General features: G+C 57.3%; 14 protein-coding genes. 10 read left to right on the top strand and 4 right to left on the bottom strand.

What is annotated here, in order from left to right; genetic code table 11:
* Positions 1-199 precede the first annotated feature (199 nt).
* The 3 genes from ACO05M_RS14990 to ACO05M_RS14980 all read left to right on the top strand — a co-directional run bounded on the left by ACO05M_RS14990 (position 200) and on the right by ACO05M_RS14980 (position 5904).
* Positions 200-1867: a methyl-accepting chemotaxis protein gene (locus ACO05M_RS14990; RefSeq protein WP_421864585.1), complete on the top strand. Its 1668-nt coding sequence runs from the start codon at positions 200-202 to the stop codon at positions 1865-1867.
* Positions 1868-2072: 205 nt separating this feature from the next.
* On the top strand, positions 2073-3263 hold the full coding sequence (gene nosP, locus ACO05M_RS14985; protein WP_421864582.1) for a nitric oxide-sensing protein NosP: 1191 nt from the start codon (positions 2073-2075) through the stop codon (positions 3261-3263).
* Positions 3250-5904, top strand: coding sequence for a NahK/ErcS family hybrid sensor histidine kinase/response regulator (locus tag ACO05M_RS14980; protein WP_421864579.1), 2655 nt, complete (start codon positions 3250-3252; stop codon positions 5902-5904). The genes nosP and ACO05M_RS14980 overlap by 14 nt, the downstream gene beginning before the upstream one ends.
* A gap of 6 nt (positions 5905-5910) precedes the next feature.
* Here the strand turns inward: ACO05M_RS14980 and ACO05M_RS14975 are convergent, their stop codons facing one another.
* Both ACO05M_RS14975 and ACO05M_RS14970 read right to left on the bottom strand, forming a co-directional pair.
* The gene (locus ACO05M_RS14975; RefSeq protein WP_421864576.1) at positions 5911-6396 is read right to left on the bottom strand and encodes an FKBP-type peptidyl-prolyl cis-trans isomerase; all 486 of its coding nucleotides are present in this window, start codon (positions 6394-6396) and stop codon (positions 5911-5913) included.
* 240 nt (positions 6397-6636) lie between these two features.
* Positions 6637-7305, bottom strand: a complete 669-nt coding sequence (locus tag ACO05M_RS14970) for a response regulator (protein ID WP_421864573.1) — start codon at positions 7303-7305, stop codon at positions 6637-6639.
* 344 nt (positions 7306-7649) lie between these two features.
* Here ACO05M_RS14970 and ACO05M_RS14965 point away from each other — a divergent pair, with 344 nt between their 5' ends.
* Genes ACO05M_RS14965 through ACO05M_RS14955 form a run of 3 tightly spaced genes read left to right on the top strand, consistent with a single transcriptional unit; the run spans position 7650 to position 10214 of the window.
* On the top strand, positions 7650-8681 hold the full coding sequence (locus ACO05M_RS14965; protein ID WP_421864569.1) for an ABC transporter substrate-binding protein: 1032 nt from the start codon (positions 7650-7652) through the stop codon (positions 8679-8681).
* A gap of 20 nt (positions 8682-8701) precedes the next feature.
* Positions 8702-9532: an ABC transporter permease gene (locus ACO05M_RS14960; RefSeq protein ID WP_421864566.1), complete on the top strand. Its 831-nt coding sequence runs from the start codon at positions 8702-8704 to the stop codon at positions 9530-9532.
* On the top strand, positions 9525-10214 hold the full coding sequence (locus ACO05M_RS14955) for an ABC transporter ATP-binding protein (protein WP_421864563.1): 690 nt from the start codon (positions 9525-9527) through the stop codon (positions 10212-10214). Before ACO05M_RS14960 ends, ACO05M_RS14955 begins: the two co-directional genes overlap by 8 nt.
* A gap of 37 nt (positions 10215-10251) precedes the next feature.
* Here ACO05M_RS14955 and ACO05M_RS14950 read toward each other — a convergent pair whose 3' ends face one another.
* Positions 10252-10512 (bottom strand): hypothetical protein, encoded by a 261-nt coding sequence (locus tag ACO05M_RS14950; protein ID WP_421864561.1) that lies wholly within the window; start codon positions 10510-10512, stop codon positions 10252-10254.
* An 80-nt stretch (positions 10513-10592) separates the two neighbouring features.
* Positions 10593-11426, bottom strand: a complete 834-nt coding sequence (locus ACO05M_RS14945) for a hypothetical protein (RefSeq protein WP_421870752.1) — start codon at positions 11424-11426, stop codon at positions 10593-10595.
* Between ACO05M_RS14945 and ACO05M_RS14940 the strand changes: the two genes are divergently transcribed.
* The 4 genes from ACO05M_RS14940 to ACO05M_RS14925 all read left to right on the top strand — a co-directional run bounded on the left by ACO05M_RS14940 (position 11322) and on the right by ACO05M_RS14925 (position 16489).
* The gene (locus ACO05M_RS14940) at positions 11322-11546 is read left to right on the top strand and encodes a LysR substrate-binding domain-containing protein (RefSeq protein ID WP_421870750.1); all 225 of its coding nucleotides are present in this window, start codon (positions 11322-11324) and stop codon (positions 11544-11546) included. The two genes, ACO05M_RS14945 and ACO05M_RS14940, sit on opposite strands and share 105 nt — an antisense overlap.
* Positions 11547-11606: 60 nt before the next feature.
* Positions 11607-12011 carry an ACT domain-containing protein gene (locus tag ACO05M_RS14935; RefSeq protein ID WP_421864558.1) on the top strand — a complete coding sequence of 135 codons (405 nt, stop codon included), beginning with the start codon at positions 11607-11609 and terminating at the stop codon, positions 12009-12011.
* A 280-nt stretch (positions 12012-12291) separates the two neighbouring features.
* On the top strand, positions 12292-13368 hold the full coding sequence (locus ACO05M_RS14930) for a hypothetical protein (RefSeq protein ID WP_421864555.1): 1077 nt from the start codon (positions 12292-12294) through the stop codon (positions 13366-13368).
* Between the two features lie 193 nt (positions 13369-13561).
* On the top strand, positions 13562-16489 hold the full coding sequence (locus tag ACO05M_RS14925) for a transporter substrate-binding domain-containing protein (protein WP_421864553.1): 2928 nt from the start codon (positions 13562-13564) through the stop codon (positions 16487-16489).
* The last annotated feature ends 2 nt before the right edge of the window (positions 16490-16491 follow it).

Raw genomic sequence — 16491 nt, 5'->3', positions numbered from 1 at the left:
ATGATCTGGGTCGTTTTTAAAAAAAAGGATATGTCTATACTTCAACGGGATATACGCCCGATGGGGGCGGTTGCCGGGCAAGGATTTGAGCGGTATCCCCATCGATAGAAGAATTGATGAATCGGTTTTAGCAGTGGCGTATCAGGAATGAAGTATCCGGTGACTACCGGGGCCGATTCACACAGTTAGGGCCTGTCTAATGAGTTTTTCGATTCGATCCCGTCTGACGGTGTTGTCCGTCGCGCCGGTTACTATCCTGGCGTTAATTCTGTTGTTGATTACCGCCTGGGAAGCCAGCTCGTTATCCGAGCGCCAATCCAGCAGCGCTGAAACCAGTTTGCTGGACCTGAAAAAGCAGGAGGTTAAAGCCTACGTTGAAGTGACGTACAGTGCGATTGAAGCCCTGTATAACAGTGGTGCATCACTGGAAGAAGCCCTGCCGATTCTGCGCAGCATCAAATACGGAGAGAACGGTTATGTGTTTGGTTACAGCGGTAAAGGTGATCGGATCTTTATCGGCAAAGGCAACAAGGGAATTGGTGAAAATTTTTGGGATCTGACCGATTCCAACGGTAAGAAACTGGTACAGGAGCTGATCGCGGCGGGGAAAAGCGGTGGCGGTTATGTGACCTATCATTTCCCCAAGCCGGGACAGGCGGAACCGGAGCCGAAGCTCTCCTACGCGATCTTCCTTGATCGTTGGGATCTGATGGTCGGTACCGGTTTCTATCTTGATGATGTCAATATGATTGTTGGTGACATCCGCCAGACCGCGGATGATAGCCGTACCAGCATGATCACCACCCTTGCCCTGACCAGTGTCGGGCTGCTGGTGCTGACCGTGATCATCGGCGGTCTGATCAGCCGCAGTATCATGCAGCCGCTGAGTCAGATCAGCAGTTCCATGGCCGATCTGGCCAAAGGCGATGCCGACCTGACCGCCCGCTTGGATGCGTCCGGTAAGCATGAGCTGGGCCAGTTGGCGGGCAGCTTCAATGCCTTCGTCTCCAGCCTGCAGGATATGATCGGCCAGGTAAGGACGCTGTCTGCCCATGTGACCGATCGTTCTGCGGCGATGACCTCACAGATCGAAGAGATCGACGGCTTGCTGAGCGAGCAGAATGCGCAGACCGAGCAGGCGGCTGCCGCGATGAGCGAGATGTCGGCCTCAGCCCAGGAGGTCGCCAGCAGTGCAACCGAGGCTGCCGGATCGGCTTCTGAAGCGGACCATAACGCCCGCAGCGCCGAGCAGATCGTCACCGATTCGCGCAACGTGGTGGTGGAGTTGGCCGATGATATCAACTCCTCTAACGAGGCGATCAAACAGCTGGAGGGCAACGTCCACGAAATCGTTTCGGTGGTCGACGTGATCCAGGGCATTGCCGAACAGACCAACTTGCTGGCGCTGAATGCCGCCATCGAAGCGGCTCGTGCCGGCGAGCAGGGACGTGGTTTTGCCGTGGTGGCCGACGAGGTTCGGACTCTGGCGACCAAGACCCATAGCAGCACCGAAGAGATTCACGTCATGATCGAGAAGCTCAAGCAGGGCTCTTCAACCTCGGTGGCGGCGATGCAGCAGAGCTTCGAGCGCAGCCATGAAGCGGTGGAAAAATCCGAAGCGGCTTCGGCGGAACTGCAGAAAATCGCAGATAACATCAATCGTATGCAGCAGGTTAACGATGTGATCGCTACCGCGGCCAACGAGCAGAATCAGGTCAGTGATGATATTGCCCAGCGGATCGTGGCGATCTCGGATCAGTCGGTTCGTTCGGTGGATATCGCCCAGCAGAGCCGCTCAGCCGGTAATGAACTGGCCCGGGATGCTGATAGCCTTAGCAGTCTGGTCGGCCGTTTCCGGATCGACTGATCAGCGTTTGGCTGGATATCTCAACGGCGCCCCAGGGCGCCGTTTCTATTTCATCTTCTGCCAATTTTCGGGGGCTGTGTTCGGCGTCTTGAGTCCTTAATCCCTGTTCGGCATATGGTCTTAGCGAAAGGGGTCGGAAGTATTATGGCGCTGCTGGCTATCCCGGTCCTAGAATCAATCTAAAAGGGATAGACCGGGAGAGACTGTGCTAGCTACCCAACCTCTTGGCGAACAGCTCAGACAAACGACCCGTGCGGGGGTGCTGACCAGTGTTACCCACGACCAGGACGTCGAAGCGGCAGCGCAGCAGCTGTATGCCGAATTGGCCGTCCGGCCACTGAGCCTGGTGCTGTTTTTCTGCGCCAGCCACTACGATCTGGAAGCGCTTTCCGGAGCGCTGCAGCGTCGCTTTGGCGAGATACCGCTGGTCGGTTGCACCACCGCCGGAGAGATCGGCACCGATGGCTATATCAGCGGCAGTATCAGTGCGATCGGGTTCTGCGCTCAGGACTTTGCCATCGAGGCCGCACTGGTCAACAACCTGGCGGATTTCAGTTTCTCCGATGCTCAGTCTCTGGTTCACGGAATCCTCGACGGTTGCCGGTCCCGTCAGGTGGCGCCGATCAAGGGTCACTCTTTTGCGTTGGCGTTGCTGGACGGGCTTTCGGTGCGTGAGGAGCAGCTGCTCAATGTTCTGAATGCCCACCTGGGCAGTATTCCGCTGCTGGGCGGTTCGGCCGGCGATGATCTCTATTTCCGTGATACCCACGTCTATTTCGAAGGGCGTTTTCATTCCGACGCCGCGATTCTGATGGTGATCAACAGCCGTTGCAGTTTCGAGGTGTTCAGCATTGATCACCTGAGTGATACCCGGGATAAGTTGGTGGTCACCGAGGCCGACAGCAGCGAACGGAGAGTCTTTGAACTCAATGCGGCGCCGGCGGCACAGGAGTATGCCCGCACCATCGGATTGGGGATCGACCAGTTAACCCCCGATGTGTTTGCTATGAATCCGTTGTCGGTGCGGATCGGAGACCGGTTTTATTCGCGTGCGATCCAGAAGGTCAACGATGACCTGAGTCTGACCTTCTACTGCGCGGTGGAGACCGGGATCGTGCTGACCCGAGCCCGGTGCGGCGACATGGTAGAGGGATTGGAGAAGCTGTTTGATGATATCGAGCGCAAGATCGGACCGCCGCAGTTGGTGATCGGTTACGACTGTATTTTCAGGCGGCTGGAATCGCAGCAGTTGGGGCTGGATGAGTCGATCCGACAGATCTTTCAGCGCTATCGGGTACTGGGATTCAACACTTACGGTGAGCAGCTTGATGGGATGCACCTGAATCAGACCTTCACCGGAGTGGCTCTGGGAGGATGCGACGGTGAGCAGCGCTGAGGTTGAATCCCTGACGGGCGTTAAGGCCGCTTCTTCAGCGGCTGCGTTACAGCAGGAGCTGGAACAGCTGCGCGAGGATAACCGGCGGCTGAGGAAGATCAACCAGGCCCTAATGGAGCGAGTCGAGTCCGGGCCCAGTCGAAGTGAGGGCGCCTACGGCAGTTTTGAGCATGCGGTGTTTTTGGCCGAGCAGGTGCGCGACCGCACCGATGCCCTCAACAGCGCGTTGGAAGAGATCAAGCTCAGCAATCAGGCTCTGAAACAGGCCAATGCCGAAGCCCAGGTAGCCCACCAGAACCTGCAGGAAGCGATCGAGAGCATTTCCGACGGCTTCGTACTATACGACCGCAACCGACGGCTGTTGCTGGCCAACTCCAACTTCAAGACATTCTGGGAGGCCTCCGGCGTTAAGATCCGGCCCGGCATGCATTACGAGGAGGTGCTGGCGCTGGCCAAGAAACGGCGCCTGATCGAACGTTACTACGGCGATGATATCGATACCGGCGGCTCACCGTTGGGCGACGGTAAGGTCGTACGGATGCGCGGCGGCAGTTGGATGCAGGTCAGCCAGCGGCAGACCGGTGATGGCGGGCTGGTGGTGCTTTACAAGGATATATCGGCGCTGATCGAAAACGAGCGGGCGCTGCGTGAGCGGGCTCTGGCAAACAAATCTAAGGTGCTGCAGCACACCCTCGACAACCTGTCCCAGGGGGTGGTGCTGGTCAACCGCCAAAATCAGGTGGAAGCCTGGAACCGCCATTTCAGCCAGTTGATCGGGGTCGAGTTTGATGACATCAGGGCCGGTGAGTCCTTCAGCATACTGATGGTCGACACCGAGGTGTCCGACCTCAATCCGGCCAGTCGTGATGAGCGGGGGCAACCCCGTCTGCGCTTGGAGCAGGAGCTGTCCGATGGCCGTATTCTGGAGATCTGCAGCCACCCGCTGCCCAGCGGTGAGTTTGTTAATACCTATACCGATATCACCGAGCGCTCGCGGGCGGTGCTGGCGCTGGAGCGCAGCGAACAGCGGATCCGGTTGATTACCGATGCGGTACCGGCACTGATCGCCTATGTCGATAAACAGCTGCGCTTTGAGTTTACCAACCGTGCTTACGAGGATTGGTACGGTTGGGAGCGGGACGACATCCTGGGCCAACAGCTCGATCAGGTTTTGCCACCGCCGCAGTTGGCCAAGTTGCAGCCCTATATCGAAAAAGCCCTGGCCGGCGAGCAGGTTCGGTTTGAGATCGCCGACCCCTCCATCGACGGTGAAGACCGGTACGTGATCAAAAACTACCGCCCCCAGCACGACGCCGACGGCCGGGTTCAGGGGTTCTATGTGCTGGTGCACGATATCACCGAGCAACGCCGCAGCGCCGAAGCCCTGGCGCAATCGCACCAACTGTTGGAACAGCGGGTGGAGGAGCGCACCATCGAGCTGACCGAAGTTAACCACCAGCTGATACAGGAGATTGAAGAGCGGCGCCTGATCGAAAAACGGTTGCTTGAAGCCAAGAAGGAGGCCGAGCAGGCCAACCAATCGAAGACCAAATTCCTGGCCGCCGCCAGCCACGATCTGCTGCAGCCGATGAATGCGGCGCGACTGTTTTCGGCATCGTTGCTGGAGCACCGTCTGGAGGACAAGACCCGCGCGCTGGTGCAATCGTTGAACTATTCGCTGGAGGACGTCGAAACCCTGCTGGCCGCACTGGTCGATATCTCCAAGCTGGACGCCGGGGTGGTGAAGCCCGACGTCACGGCCTTCAGTGCCAACGACCTGTTGACCAACCTGGCCAACGAGTACCAGACGCTGGCGGCCCAGAGTACGCTGCGTTTTGACTGGATCGGCTCGTCGGCGGTGATCAACACCGACAGTCAGTTACTGGCGCGAATACTGCGCAACTTCCTCAGCAACGCACTGCGTTACACCGAACAGGGACGGATTCTGCTGGGTTGTCGCCGCTGTCGTGAAGGCTTGTCGATCGAGGTCTGGGATACCGGTATCGGTATCGCCGCCGACAAGCTCGAAGATATCTTTGTCGAATTCAACCGGGTGCGACATAACAACTCGGCTCAGGATAAAGGCCTGGGGCTGGGGTTGGCGATCGTCGATAAGATGTCACGGATTCTCGGTCATCATGTCAGCGTCCGTTCTACCCCGGGGCGGGGCTCCTGCTTCTCGGTACTGGTGCCCTACGGCGAGCCGGCAGCGCCGGAGTTACGCAGCCCGCCGCTGCAGAGTGCGCATTGGCAGCAGTTGGCCGACCAGCAGCTGCGTCATCGGCGGGTGCTGGTGCTCGATAATGATCATGCGATCTGCGAAGCGATGCAGTTGCTGCTTGAGGGCTGGGGGTGCGAAACGATCACCGCGCTGGGCTATGACGAGGTGGTGGCGCAGCGGCAGGAACTGAGTGGGCTGGATCTGGTGATCGCCGATTACCATCTGGATGATAACCGGACCGGACTCGAAGCCGTGGCCCGGATCCGGTCCGAGTTGCAGCTGATGGCACCGGTATTGATGATCACCGCCAATTACAGCAATGATCTGAAGCAGCAGGTACGGGCGTTGGGTTACCGACTGATGAACAAGCCGGTCAAACCCGCCAAGCTCAAAGCGGTGATGCAGCACCTGATCGGTTAGGTGATTTCAGTCGGCCTCGCCGTTGATCGCCAGCAACTCAACCTCGAAGATCAGGGTCGAACCCGGTGGAATCGAGCCCGCGCCGCTATTGCCGTAGCCCAGCTTGCTGGGGATATACAGGCGACTTTTCTCACCGACCACCATCTGTTGCAGTCCCTCGGTCCAACCGGGAATAACCTGGTTCAGGCCGAACTCGATCGGCTCACCGCGCTCGACCGAGCTGTCAAACACCGAACCGTTGATCAGAGTACCGTGATAGTGCACCTTCACCTTGTCTTTGGGGCCGGGGTGACGATTACCGCTGCCGCTTTGGATCACCTCCAACTGCAGGCCGGAATCGCTGCTCAGGACCCCTTCACGCGCTTTATTCTGGGCCAGAAACTCGTCTCCCAGGCGGACGTTTTCGGCGGCTGCCTTGGGGTTGTTGGCAAAACGGTTGAACAGCACAAACAAGACAATGATGGCGACCAGAACCAGAATCAGCTGCAGCACGGTGTTCTCCTGCGACGTTGAGGGCAAAGGCAAAAAGATAAAAAAGAGCGCTATTGTGCCATGGCGCTGCGGTGAATGAGAACTCTGACCTCAACGGCATCGCGTCGAAACGGAACAGGCACTCCGAGGGGCAAGTCGGGGCAAACCAGGACGCAATGATGTCCGAGCTGAGACAAGTCGAGTGCGCCTTCTCCGGGTTTTGGCGATGGCCGCCGGTTGGTCGCGGCCGTCGGGTTGGGATCAGCGTTTCAGGTACTGATTGAAGTCGATATTGCCCGCTGACAGCACCGCCTGGATGCGGTTGTGCACATTGAGCTTACGCAGAATCGCCGATACATGGGCCTTGACGGTGGTTTCGGCGATGCAGAGGTTGTAGGCGATCTGCTTGTTGGATTCGCCGTTGGCCATCCGCTCGAGCACCAGCAGCTGGCGACGGGTCAGGCTGTTGAGCATCTCCGGTGGAATCTGGTTTTCATCCTGGCGGCGACGGGTACGGCTGTTGTCGCCGGATGCGCGGATGACATCGGAGGGCAGGTAGACCTGTCCGGCCAGCACCTGCTCCAACGCCTGGGTCATCTTGTCACGGGGCAGGGACTTGATGATGAAGCCGACGGCGCCGTAGGTCATCGCCTGCAGCACGATGTTCTTGTCCTCTTCGGCGGAGATGATAACGACGGGAATCGTTGGGGCTTCGTTGCGAAGCTGCATCAGACCGTTGAGACCGTACATGCCCGGCATATTCAGATCCAGCAGGATCAGATCCAGATCGTCGTGCTCTTCGGCCAACGCCTGGGCTCCTTCAAGATCTTCCGACTGCAGAATCTCGGCATCGGGGTAGCGGGCGCGGATCACGTCGGCGATCGCTTCGCGGAAAAGAGGGTGGTCGTCAGCAATCAGTAGCTTATACACGGATGACTCCAAAGGCAGGGTATCGTCTGTGTGTCCGTCGATAGCCTCATTCTGACCTATTTTGTCGGTCGCTGAAAACTGCCGGGAGGGTTGACCGCTGAGATCCGGCCGATTAGTCGCCGGATTGGACTGCGAAATCGGGGGCTGGAGCGATTGCATCGTTTAACTCCTTCTGACCTTCTTATTATATGAGTCCATTAGAACCCTAAATGCGATAAATCAACATGCTACCTTCGGGCGCAAAAAAGGGGTCGAAAGTACTATGCCGGCAAGCAAAAGTCGCCGTTAGGCTGGTTTTATGGTGTGGCTGCGGGCCGGTCGGGCTCGCCTGGCAGAGCAGCTACGTGAATAAAATCCCAGAGGCGTTTGTGATGCTGACTGCCGCTAAGATGCTGTTACCGCACCGCTTTCCAGTGATATTGCTGATCGGCTTGTTACTGGCATGGCCCTTGACCGCGGCGGCTGAAGCCTCGTCGATCCGGGTGGCAGCGTTAAAATTCGGGACCCTCAATTGGGAGCTCAACACCATCAAGGAGCAGGGCCTGGACCGGGCTCAGGGGTTCGAGCTTCAGGTTATCCCGCTGGCCGGTTTGAGTGCCACCCGCACCGCACTGTTGAGCGATTCGGCCGATGTGATCGTGGCCGATTGGATCTGGGTCAACCGTCAGCGGCAACAGGGACAGGCGTTGCAGTTTGTGCCTTTCTCCACCGCCATCGGCAAGGTGGTGCTGGGACACGACAGTGGCATCCGTTCGCTGGCGGATCTGCGCGGTAAGCGGCTCGGGATCGCCGGTGGCGCGGCCAGCAAGGGCTGGCTGTTACTGCAGGCCCGGGCGCAGCAGCTCGGGTTTGATCTGAAGGGCGAGACCGAACAACAGTTCGGCGCGCCGCCGTTGCTGAATGCCGCGTTGGAACAGGGGCGGGTCGATGCCGTCATCACGTTCTGGCATTACGCCGCACGGCTGGAGGCTAAGGGTTACCCGGTGCTGATCGATCTGAAATCGATCAGTGCCGAGCTGGGATTACGAACCGATCTGCCGATGCTTGGGTTTGTCTTCAAGCAGGCATGGGCTGAGCAGCACCCACAGCTGGTGACGGGATTGCAGCGGGCATCGAGGGAGGCCAAGACCTATCTGCAAGCGCAGGACGCGGGTTGGCAATCGCTGCGGCCGCTGATGAAAGCCGATGACGATCAAGTGTTCGAGCAGCTCCGTCTAGGCTATCTGGCCGGTATTCCCGGGCCGATCGAGACGCAACAGATCGACGATGCGGCAAGGATGTTCGCCCTGCTGTACCGGGTTGGCGGTCCGCAGTTGATGGGACGTACGGATGGATTTGACCGGGCCGGCTTCTGGGGAGCCGACGGCGGCCGTTAGCGGCTTCGGTGCCGGGTGCGATGATGAACTCCAGCCGTCCCCGCGCCGTTAACGGCCCGGATCTGCGCCCTGAGGCTAGGGTCGGTCCCGGTCAGAATCGGCGGTGGGGCTGGCAGCCGCTGTTGGTCATCGGGTTGATCGCGGTTTGGTATCTGTTGGCGGTGCTGTTGCAGCAGCCGTTGTTACCACTGCCGACCGAGGTGTTGGCGGTAGCCTGGCAGCAGTATCAGAGCGGCGAGCTATTGGTTCATTTGGGCGCAACGCTGGGCCGGGTATCGATCAGCTTTGTGTTGGCGATGCTGTTGGGTTCGACCATCGGGATCCTGATGGGGATCTACCCAAGCTGTAACCGCTGGCTGGATCCACTGTTGGTCACCGGCCTCAACCTTCCGGCGCTGGTGGTGATACTGCTGCTGTATATCTGGTTGGGCATGGGCGAGCTGGCGGCGATAGTCGCGGTAGTGATCAACAAGGTGCCCAATGTGGCGGTGACGCTGCGCGAAGGTGCCCGCTGTCTGGATCCGCAGCTGGATGAGATGGCCCGGGTATATCGGCTGTCGCGCTGGAACTATCTGCGGGCGCTGTTGCTGCCCCAACTGGCGCCTTATTTCCTGGTCGCCGCCCGCTCCGGGTTGGCGTTGATCTGGAAGATTGTGCTGGTGGTTGAACTGCTGGGGCGTAGTGACGGGGTGGGCTTTCAGCTTCACCTGGCCTTTCAGATGTTCGATGTGCCGATGATCCTGGCCTACAGCTTCAGTTTTATCCTGATCGTCCAACTGATCGAATGGTTGCTGTTGCAGCCGTTGGATCGATTGCAGCAGCGCTGGCGCAGGGCGGACTTCAATGCTTGAGCTACAGCTAGACAACAAAGCCTTCGGTGGCCGGACGCTGTTCGACGGTTTCAACATGGCGTTGCAGGCGGGTGAGTTCCTCTGTTTATTGGGGCCGTCGGGTTGCGGAAAGACCTCGTTGATCAACCTGTTGGCGGGCCTCGATCAACAATTTCAGGGGCGGATCCGCCTCGATCCGTCACTGCAACGTCCCGGCGCAATCGGCTATATGTTCCAGCAGCCCAGGTTATTGCCCTGGTACACTGTGAGGCAAAATCTGGAACTGATTGCCGAGCCGGCCAGACGGGATTCGATTACACCGATGCTGGCTTTAATGGGGTTGACCGACAGTGCCTCGCTGTATCCCAACCGCTTATCGTTGGGGATGGCGCGACGGGTGGCCCTGGCGCGGGCGCTGATCAACCAACCGAAACTGTTGTTGATGGATGAACCCTTTGTGTCGCTGGACCCGCCGACGGCGAAGCAGATGCGCCAACTGATTCACCGGATACGTGAGCAGCATCCCGACACTGCCATGGTGCTGGTAACCCACGATCTTGACGAAGCCCTGGATCTGGCCGACCGTATCTTGGTCCTCGGCGATAGTCCGACACGGGTGGTTTACCGCTGGCAGGGGGCGCCCAGGGGGGGCGCTCGGCACGAGTCGCTGCGACAGCAGCTGTTGGAGCATTACTGTCGCTAAGCTCGCCGGCTTTGCCTAGGCGCGGATTGAGATCGAGTTAGGTAGAGAGCCGTTGTCGCCATCGATCGGCGCGTAATCTGTCCCGTTCTAGATACTGCTGTAGCGCCGATTCCAGACTCAGATCGAACTGCTGTTCCTGATCTTTCGCCAAAGCGGTCAAGCGCATTGTGTACCAGGCCGTTATCGCCCCCGGTGGTGGGGACGGGAAACGGGGGAAGCGGATCTCATTGCTGCACCGATCCAACCAGTGCTGGGCGGTGAATGGGTTTAACACCAAGGTCCTGGCCAGGCCGATCATATCGGTCGCCTCTTCATGCAGGGCCTGCAGAGCCTGGGAACGGGTTTTGAAACCGCCTGTGGTGACGATCGGGATGGTTGTCAGCCGCTTGGCTTGCTGAGAAAAACCGGTGAAATAGGGCCCAGATGAGGCGCCGTCTGAGCTGGCTTTGGCCACGGGAAATAGGTGACGCCAATGATTTCGATCAGATCAAGCGAGGTCCGGTCCAGAATACGGATCAGTTCCAGCGCGTCCTGTTTGGTCAAACCGCCATCCAGTTGATCGGATGAATTGATCTTGATCCCGATAGGAAAATGGGGGCCAACAGCGTCGCGAACCTTTCCGATGATCTCGACGATCAGTCTGCAACGTAGTTGGATTGAGCCGCCGTACTGATCCTGCCGGTGATTAAAGAGCGGGGAAAGAAACTGACTGAGCAGGAACCCGTGGCCTGCATGAATTTGGACCCCGGTAAATCCCACCACCTGCGCCAGCAGCGCTGCATTGGCGTACATCGCCGGTAACAGGCGAATCTCGGCTAATGTCATTCCGGCGCAACGAAGATCCTCGAGCTGAAGTGACGACGGCCCTTTCGGCTGGCTGATCAGCGGGGAGGCCAGGGCGCCGGCATGGCCTAATTGAGGCCAGATATGGGTATTGTTGACGGCGCCGAACTCCGCTAAAGCCGCCAGAGCCTGGCGGTTGGCGTTAGCGCCAAGTACCAGGTTTCCGGGCTTCTCGGGGTAGCGGGAATCAACCTGTACTTCGCCGGTGAGTCCGGCAGTCACCGGATTCGGGTGGGCAGTAACCGGATCAGTAATGATACCGACATAGTCAGGCGCTGGGCCGTTGCTGGAATGGGAATAGCCCACCGGGCCCAGCTTGATGTCGAGGCGGACCTGAACAACGGAAGCTTGGTTCCACTGCTGAAAGATTACCATTCACCGCCGATAGAGCTTTACCTGCTCTGCCCGAGCAGGAAGCAGGTAACCCCGGCGGTGATTGCCCTGAGGGAAATGCTTCGTGAGAAGTGTGCGCAGCTAATTCCGAGCTGATACTTGGGGTATGCGCGTATCCCTGAATGCTGGCAACAGTCCCAAATGGAGGTTTAACCGATGAGCGGCATTACCGATTTAGAGCGGCTATTGCAGTCGATGTCTCCCCAATTGCTCGATCAACATTTTGTCTTCTGCAGTGTTGACGGCAGCTTGGCGGATTATCTGGCACTGGAGCCTTTGGCAACCTTCCGTGAAAACGAGGGGCTCACGCTGGTGTTGGAGCATCAGTGCGCCGTTGAATCGGGCTTGGCGTTTGACGGGGTATTCCGGATGATCACCCTCAACGTGCATTCCAGCCTTGATGCGGTTGGATTGACCGCGGCTGTTTCGACTCAGTTGGCCGGGCAGGGAATCAGCGCCAATGTCATCGCTGCTTACTTTCACGACCATATCTTTGTGCCTCGGGGTAAGGCCGAGGCCGCGTTAGCCGCTCTGGAACAGCTCAGTATTGGCTCCGGTTAAGGGCCTGAAGAGTTTGACGGACACTGTGCTCCGGTTTTATGTATTGAGCCGGCAAAGGCGGTGCTGCCATGAATTGTTATCAACTTTGCGCAGGTATGCCGGAAAATTTTACATGTACCCGTCTCAACCATCATCAGTCTCGAATTCTTTAGAACTATCCGATTGATTTTTATCAACAAGATTGAATCGGGAACGATTTTGCTGCAAGGGCGTTACAAACCTGTAGTAAGACAGGATCGTCTTGAAGTAGGAGAGGCCCGTGATGGACAGAGCCAGTTTTTTGATCACCCTGATCGCATTGAGTAGTTCGGCGGCGCACGCTGTACCGGTAACCTATTCGACCACTGGAGCCACGATCACGTATGACAGTGCCGCTGGCACCTATGTGTACTCATCCGGGGTCAGCGAGTATGACGCCGCCTACAACACAGCGAGTGTCACGCCGGTATTGAAGGCAAACGGTGAGCCTGCCACCCCATCAAACTCCGACCTGAACGATCTCGGCTTCACTTCCTCCATGTTCCAGATCACCCGGATTACGGATCTTGGCGATAGAAATGTTACCGGTGATGAAACAACGGTGTTCAGTGGCGTTATCACGTCGACCTCTACCGTCGGTGAAATCGCTGATCCGCAGTCAAGCGGGGATCCCGAGAGTCCCGGCACCGTGATGACTAACCTCGGTGATTGGAATGACGGCCTATTGAACGGCGAGCTCATTACCCAGGGGAAAAACAGCTACTACTTCGACCCGTTGATGTTTATCACCGCTGATCAACTCAATGATAAAGGGACGGGAGTTGATCCGGGTTATATCCGCCTGGGTGGGGCAGAAACCCAGGGCAACACCATCGATATTGAATACAGCACCATCGGGCCGGGACCGGATCCCATCAGTATCGGCGAGCTGCTGAACATCAGCTTTGAATGTACTGACAGCGATTGCGGCACCGGGACCTGGGCCATTGATGTGTTCCCGGAGGCGCTGCAGGTTGGTGGTGATCTGTTGGGAGAAGATGCCTTTTTTGATCACCTCGACTTCTTGGTCAAAGCCGGTAACGGCTGGGGTGTGATCGATTTTGATTTCAACATTCTTGCCGGTGGTTTGGATGGGGTCTTGTTCACCGACGATGACCTGATCGAATTTGATGTGCCCTATCTGATTGAAGGGACATTCGACACCAAGTCGACCGGTTTTGGAAATGGCATCTCCGGCATCAGCATTTGGGCCCGTGACCCCGATGCTTCGACTGAAGTGCCCACTCCGGGGACTTTTTGGCTCTTTCTGATCGCTTTGGCGGCTTGGGTTAAAGCGGCCGGACCGATGGCGGGGCGTCGCGTTAAGCCGATCGGATAGGGCTTTGCCGCCTACGCCATCTGGTTGCTGACAAACCCGGCGCAAACAGATCTGTTTGTCAGGCACTTCGGTATCCGACTTTATACGAATAACCCTCAGGTTAGGGCGTCTTTTGCTTTATAATTGATGGCTTATTTAGTCCCGGAATTTCAGGTCGGGACTGTTGCTTTTCGGACAACGAAGTACCGGCTACATGGTTAGGAAGTTCCGCAACCCCTCTTCAAGGCAGGGTTCTGCCTCGACAGACCATCCGATTTTCACGCTGTTTGTCGTTTTATTCCTGGCCCTGGTCTCCACCACCTCCCAGGGGCTGACGTTAACGCAGGAAGAGAAACGCTGGTTGGCTGAACATCCGGAGATCCGGGTTGGTGAAACGCCCAATTTTCAACCCCTGTTGATCCAGCGCCCGGATAACTCCTTGCAGGGGATCCTCCCCGATACCTTTGATCTCATCGGTCGCCAGCTGGGAGTTCGCTTTGTGTTTGTGGCGGACGATTGGTCCCGGATTCTTGATGGCGTCAGTAACCGTCAACTGGACCTCGTCGGGGCGATGAATGCAGAGACGGCACGCCGTTTAGGATTTCACACCGTTCCGTCGCCGGTGAACCTCTCGACCTTGGTGTTCGCCAATAAGAATCGAGACTTCGTCTATAACGGGGATGAGAGCTTCAAGGGGCTGCGGGTCGCTTATCATCGAGATAAACGCTATATCCAGCGCTATCTTGATGAGCATCTGAAGGACTCAACAGCGCTGCCCATGGAGACCCCCGAGAAGGCGTTTTACGCACTGGTCAGCGGAAAGGTCGATGTCGTCGTCGGGATGAATATCGACAGCTACCTGCTGACACAAAACAGCATTGTTGAAGTGGAACCGATTCACGTCATCAATGGCTTGAATCCGGACAGTGTGATCGCTCTCAGGGATGATTTTTCCGTTCTCGCAAGAATTTTGAATAAAGCGGTCGCTGAGTTTTCGCTGAAGGATAGCGAGCGGATCCTTTCCCGTTGGACCTGGGCGGAAAATGATCCGGGTCCAAGAATACGCTTTAGCGACGAGGAAAAGGCCTATCTGGCTGCCCATCCCGTCCTGCGGGTGCAGAATCTCACCACCTTCCCGCCGTTCAATTACAACGAAGATGGATCACCGGCCGGTTACAGCATCGATTTTATGAATCTGATGGGTAAGTTGATGGGGACCCGGATCGAGTATGTCAGTCACCGGCCCTGGCATGAATATCTTGAGATGCTCAAAACCGGGGAACTGGATGTGATTCCCCATATTGCCGTGACCGAAGAGCGTAGCGAGTTTATCGATTTCACACCGTTTATCCATATTGAGTACACCTCTGGCATGGCGGCTCGTCGAGGTGTGGAGATTTCGCGGCCGGAGGACCTGAAGGACAAGGTTATTGCGGTGGCCAACAAGACCTTTCTGCATACCTATTTAACCAACAATCACCCCAATCAAGTGCTGCTTCTGACGTCGTCCACCAGTGAAGCGGTTAAGGCCGTCGCATCGGGTAAGGCCGATGCGGTGATCGGAAGTCTGCCGGCGCTGAATTACTATATCGAGAAGCTCTGGCTCAGCAATGTCGAAGTGATTGGGGCCGAGGGCTTTGAACTGCCGGTGAAGACCCAGATGCCGATGGGGGTGGCCAGGGGTAACATGCTGCTTAACAGCATCCTGGCGAAGACGGCCGCGGCGATCAGCTATCGACAGGTGTCGGAGCTGAAACGCAAGTGGATGCATGCCGATAACGGGAAAGCGAACAAGCAGCATCTCAGTTCGCAGGAGAGAGCTTACCTGGCCGAGAAAGGGCAGCTGACCCTGTGCGTCGATCCAAACTGGATGCCCCTGGAAGCGGTCAAGGAGGGTAAGCACACCGGGATTGCCGCGGATTTCCTGGCGCGATTCAATGAGTTTATCGGCCTTCCGGTACAGATTCTGTCGACCCGGAATTGGAAGGAGTCTTTACAGGCGGGACGCGAGGGGCGTTGCGACCTTTTCCCGCTGATCATGAATACGCCGCAGCGACAGGACTTTCTGAGCTTCACCCAGCCCTATGTTCAGACCCCGTTGGTGATTACCACGGCGGTTGAGGCCCCCTATATCAGTGATCTCAACGGTCTTAAGGGCAAGACGGTCGGTGTGGTCAAAGAGTATGCCTTCGGGAGTAGCCTGCAGCGACAATTTCCAGATCTGAACTTTGTCGAGGTGGTCGATATCGCCGAGGGCTTGCAGCGGGTCGCCAATGGCAGTCTGTTTGGTTATGCGGACTCGTTGGTTTCGGCCGGTTATTGGATTCAAAATCACTATATCGGCAAGCTGAAAGTGTCCGGCGAGTTTGAAGAAACCTGGGCCCTGAGCGTGGGGGTTCAAAAGGACGACCTGATGCTGAAGAGCATCTTCGACAAGGCGATCAACCGGTTATCCCCCGAAGAGCGCCAGAAGATTGTGAACCACTGGATCTCATTCAACTACCGCAACGGGGTTGAGTGGAGAACTGTGCTGATTGCACTGCTGGCTGTTGTGGTGCTGTTCAGCCTGATTCTGTTCTGGTACAGCCGTATCAATCGCAAACTTCGTGAAGAGGTTCAGTTGCGTCAGCAGGCCGAGCATCAGGCCCTGTTGCTGGCTAATACCGACCAGTTGACCGGGCTGCTGAATCGGCATGCCAGCGAAAGCCTGCTCAATCAGGAGATGGCACGTCGGCGCCGCAGTAATAACCCCGTGTGCATCCTGCTGTTGGATATCGATCGCTTCAAGTCCATCAATGATCAGTTTGGGCATCGGGTTGGCGACGAGGTCCTGCAGCTGTTGAGCCGCAGCCTGGTGCCGTTGATGCGCGAAACGGATCATCTGGTACGTTGGGGCGGGGAAGAGTTCCTGATTTTGGCTTCTGATACGCCGCTGGAACGAGCCGTCATCCTGGCCGAGAAGCTGCGACAGGCTTCAGAGCAAATCCGGGTTGAGGAGATGCCGGCGTTTACTGTCAGTATTGGGGTCGCGGAATATGAGCCGGGCCAGAGCTTCAATCAGTGGTATGAAGCCGCCGATAAAGCGCTTTATCAGGCCAAGGCCTCAGGGCGGAATAAGGTCTGCTCGGACGCCTCAGTTTGATA

The organism is Motiliproteus sp., assembly GCF_965230735.1.
Classification (GTDB): domain Bacteria; phylum Pseudomonadota; class Gammaproteobacteria; order Pseudomonadales; family Balneatricaceae; genus Motiliproteus.
The sequence above is the reverse complement of the archived record's forward strand: the minus strand, read 5'-3'. Positions and strand labels throughout refer to the sequence as shown.

Excerpts from the sequence above, each read along its gene's own strand:
- ACO05M_RS14990 (WP_421864585.1), top strand. The coding sequence starts at position 200 with ATGAGTTTTTCGATTCGATCCCGTCTGACGGTGTTGTCCGTCGCGCCG.
- ACO05M_RS14960 (WP_421864566.1), top strand. The coding sequence starts at position 8,702 with ATGATGAACTCCAGCCGTCCCCGCGCCGTTAACGGCCCGGATCTGCGC.
- ACO05M_RS14955 (WP_421864563.1), top strand. The coding sequence starts at position 9,525 with ATGCTTGAGCTACAGCTAGACAACAAAGCCTTCGGTGGCCGGACGCTG.
- ACO05M_RS14950 (WP_421864561.1), bottom strand. The coding sequence starts at position 10,512 with ATGATCGGCCTGGCCAGGACCTTGGTGTTAAACCCATTCACCGCCCAG.
- ACO05M_RS14935 (WP_421864558.1), top strand. The coding sequence starts at position 11,607 with ATGAGCGGCATTACCGATTTAGAGCGGCTATTGCAGTCGATGTCTCCC.
- ACO05M_RS14925 (WP_421864553.1), top strand. The coding sequence starts at position 13,562 with ATGGTTAGGAAGTTCCGCAACCCCTCTTCAAGGCAGGGTTCTGCCTCG.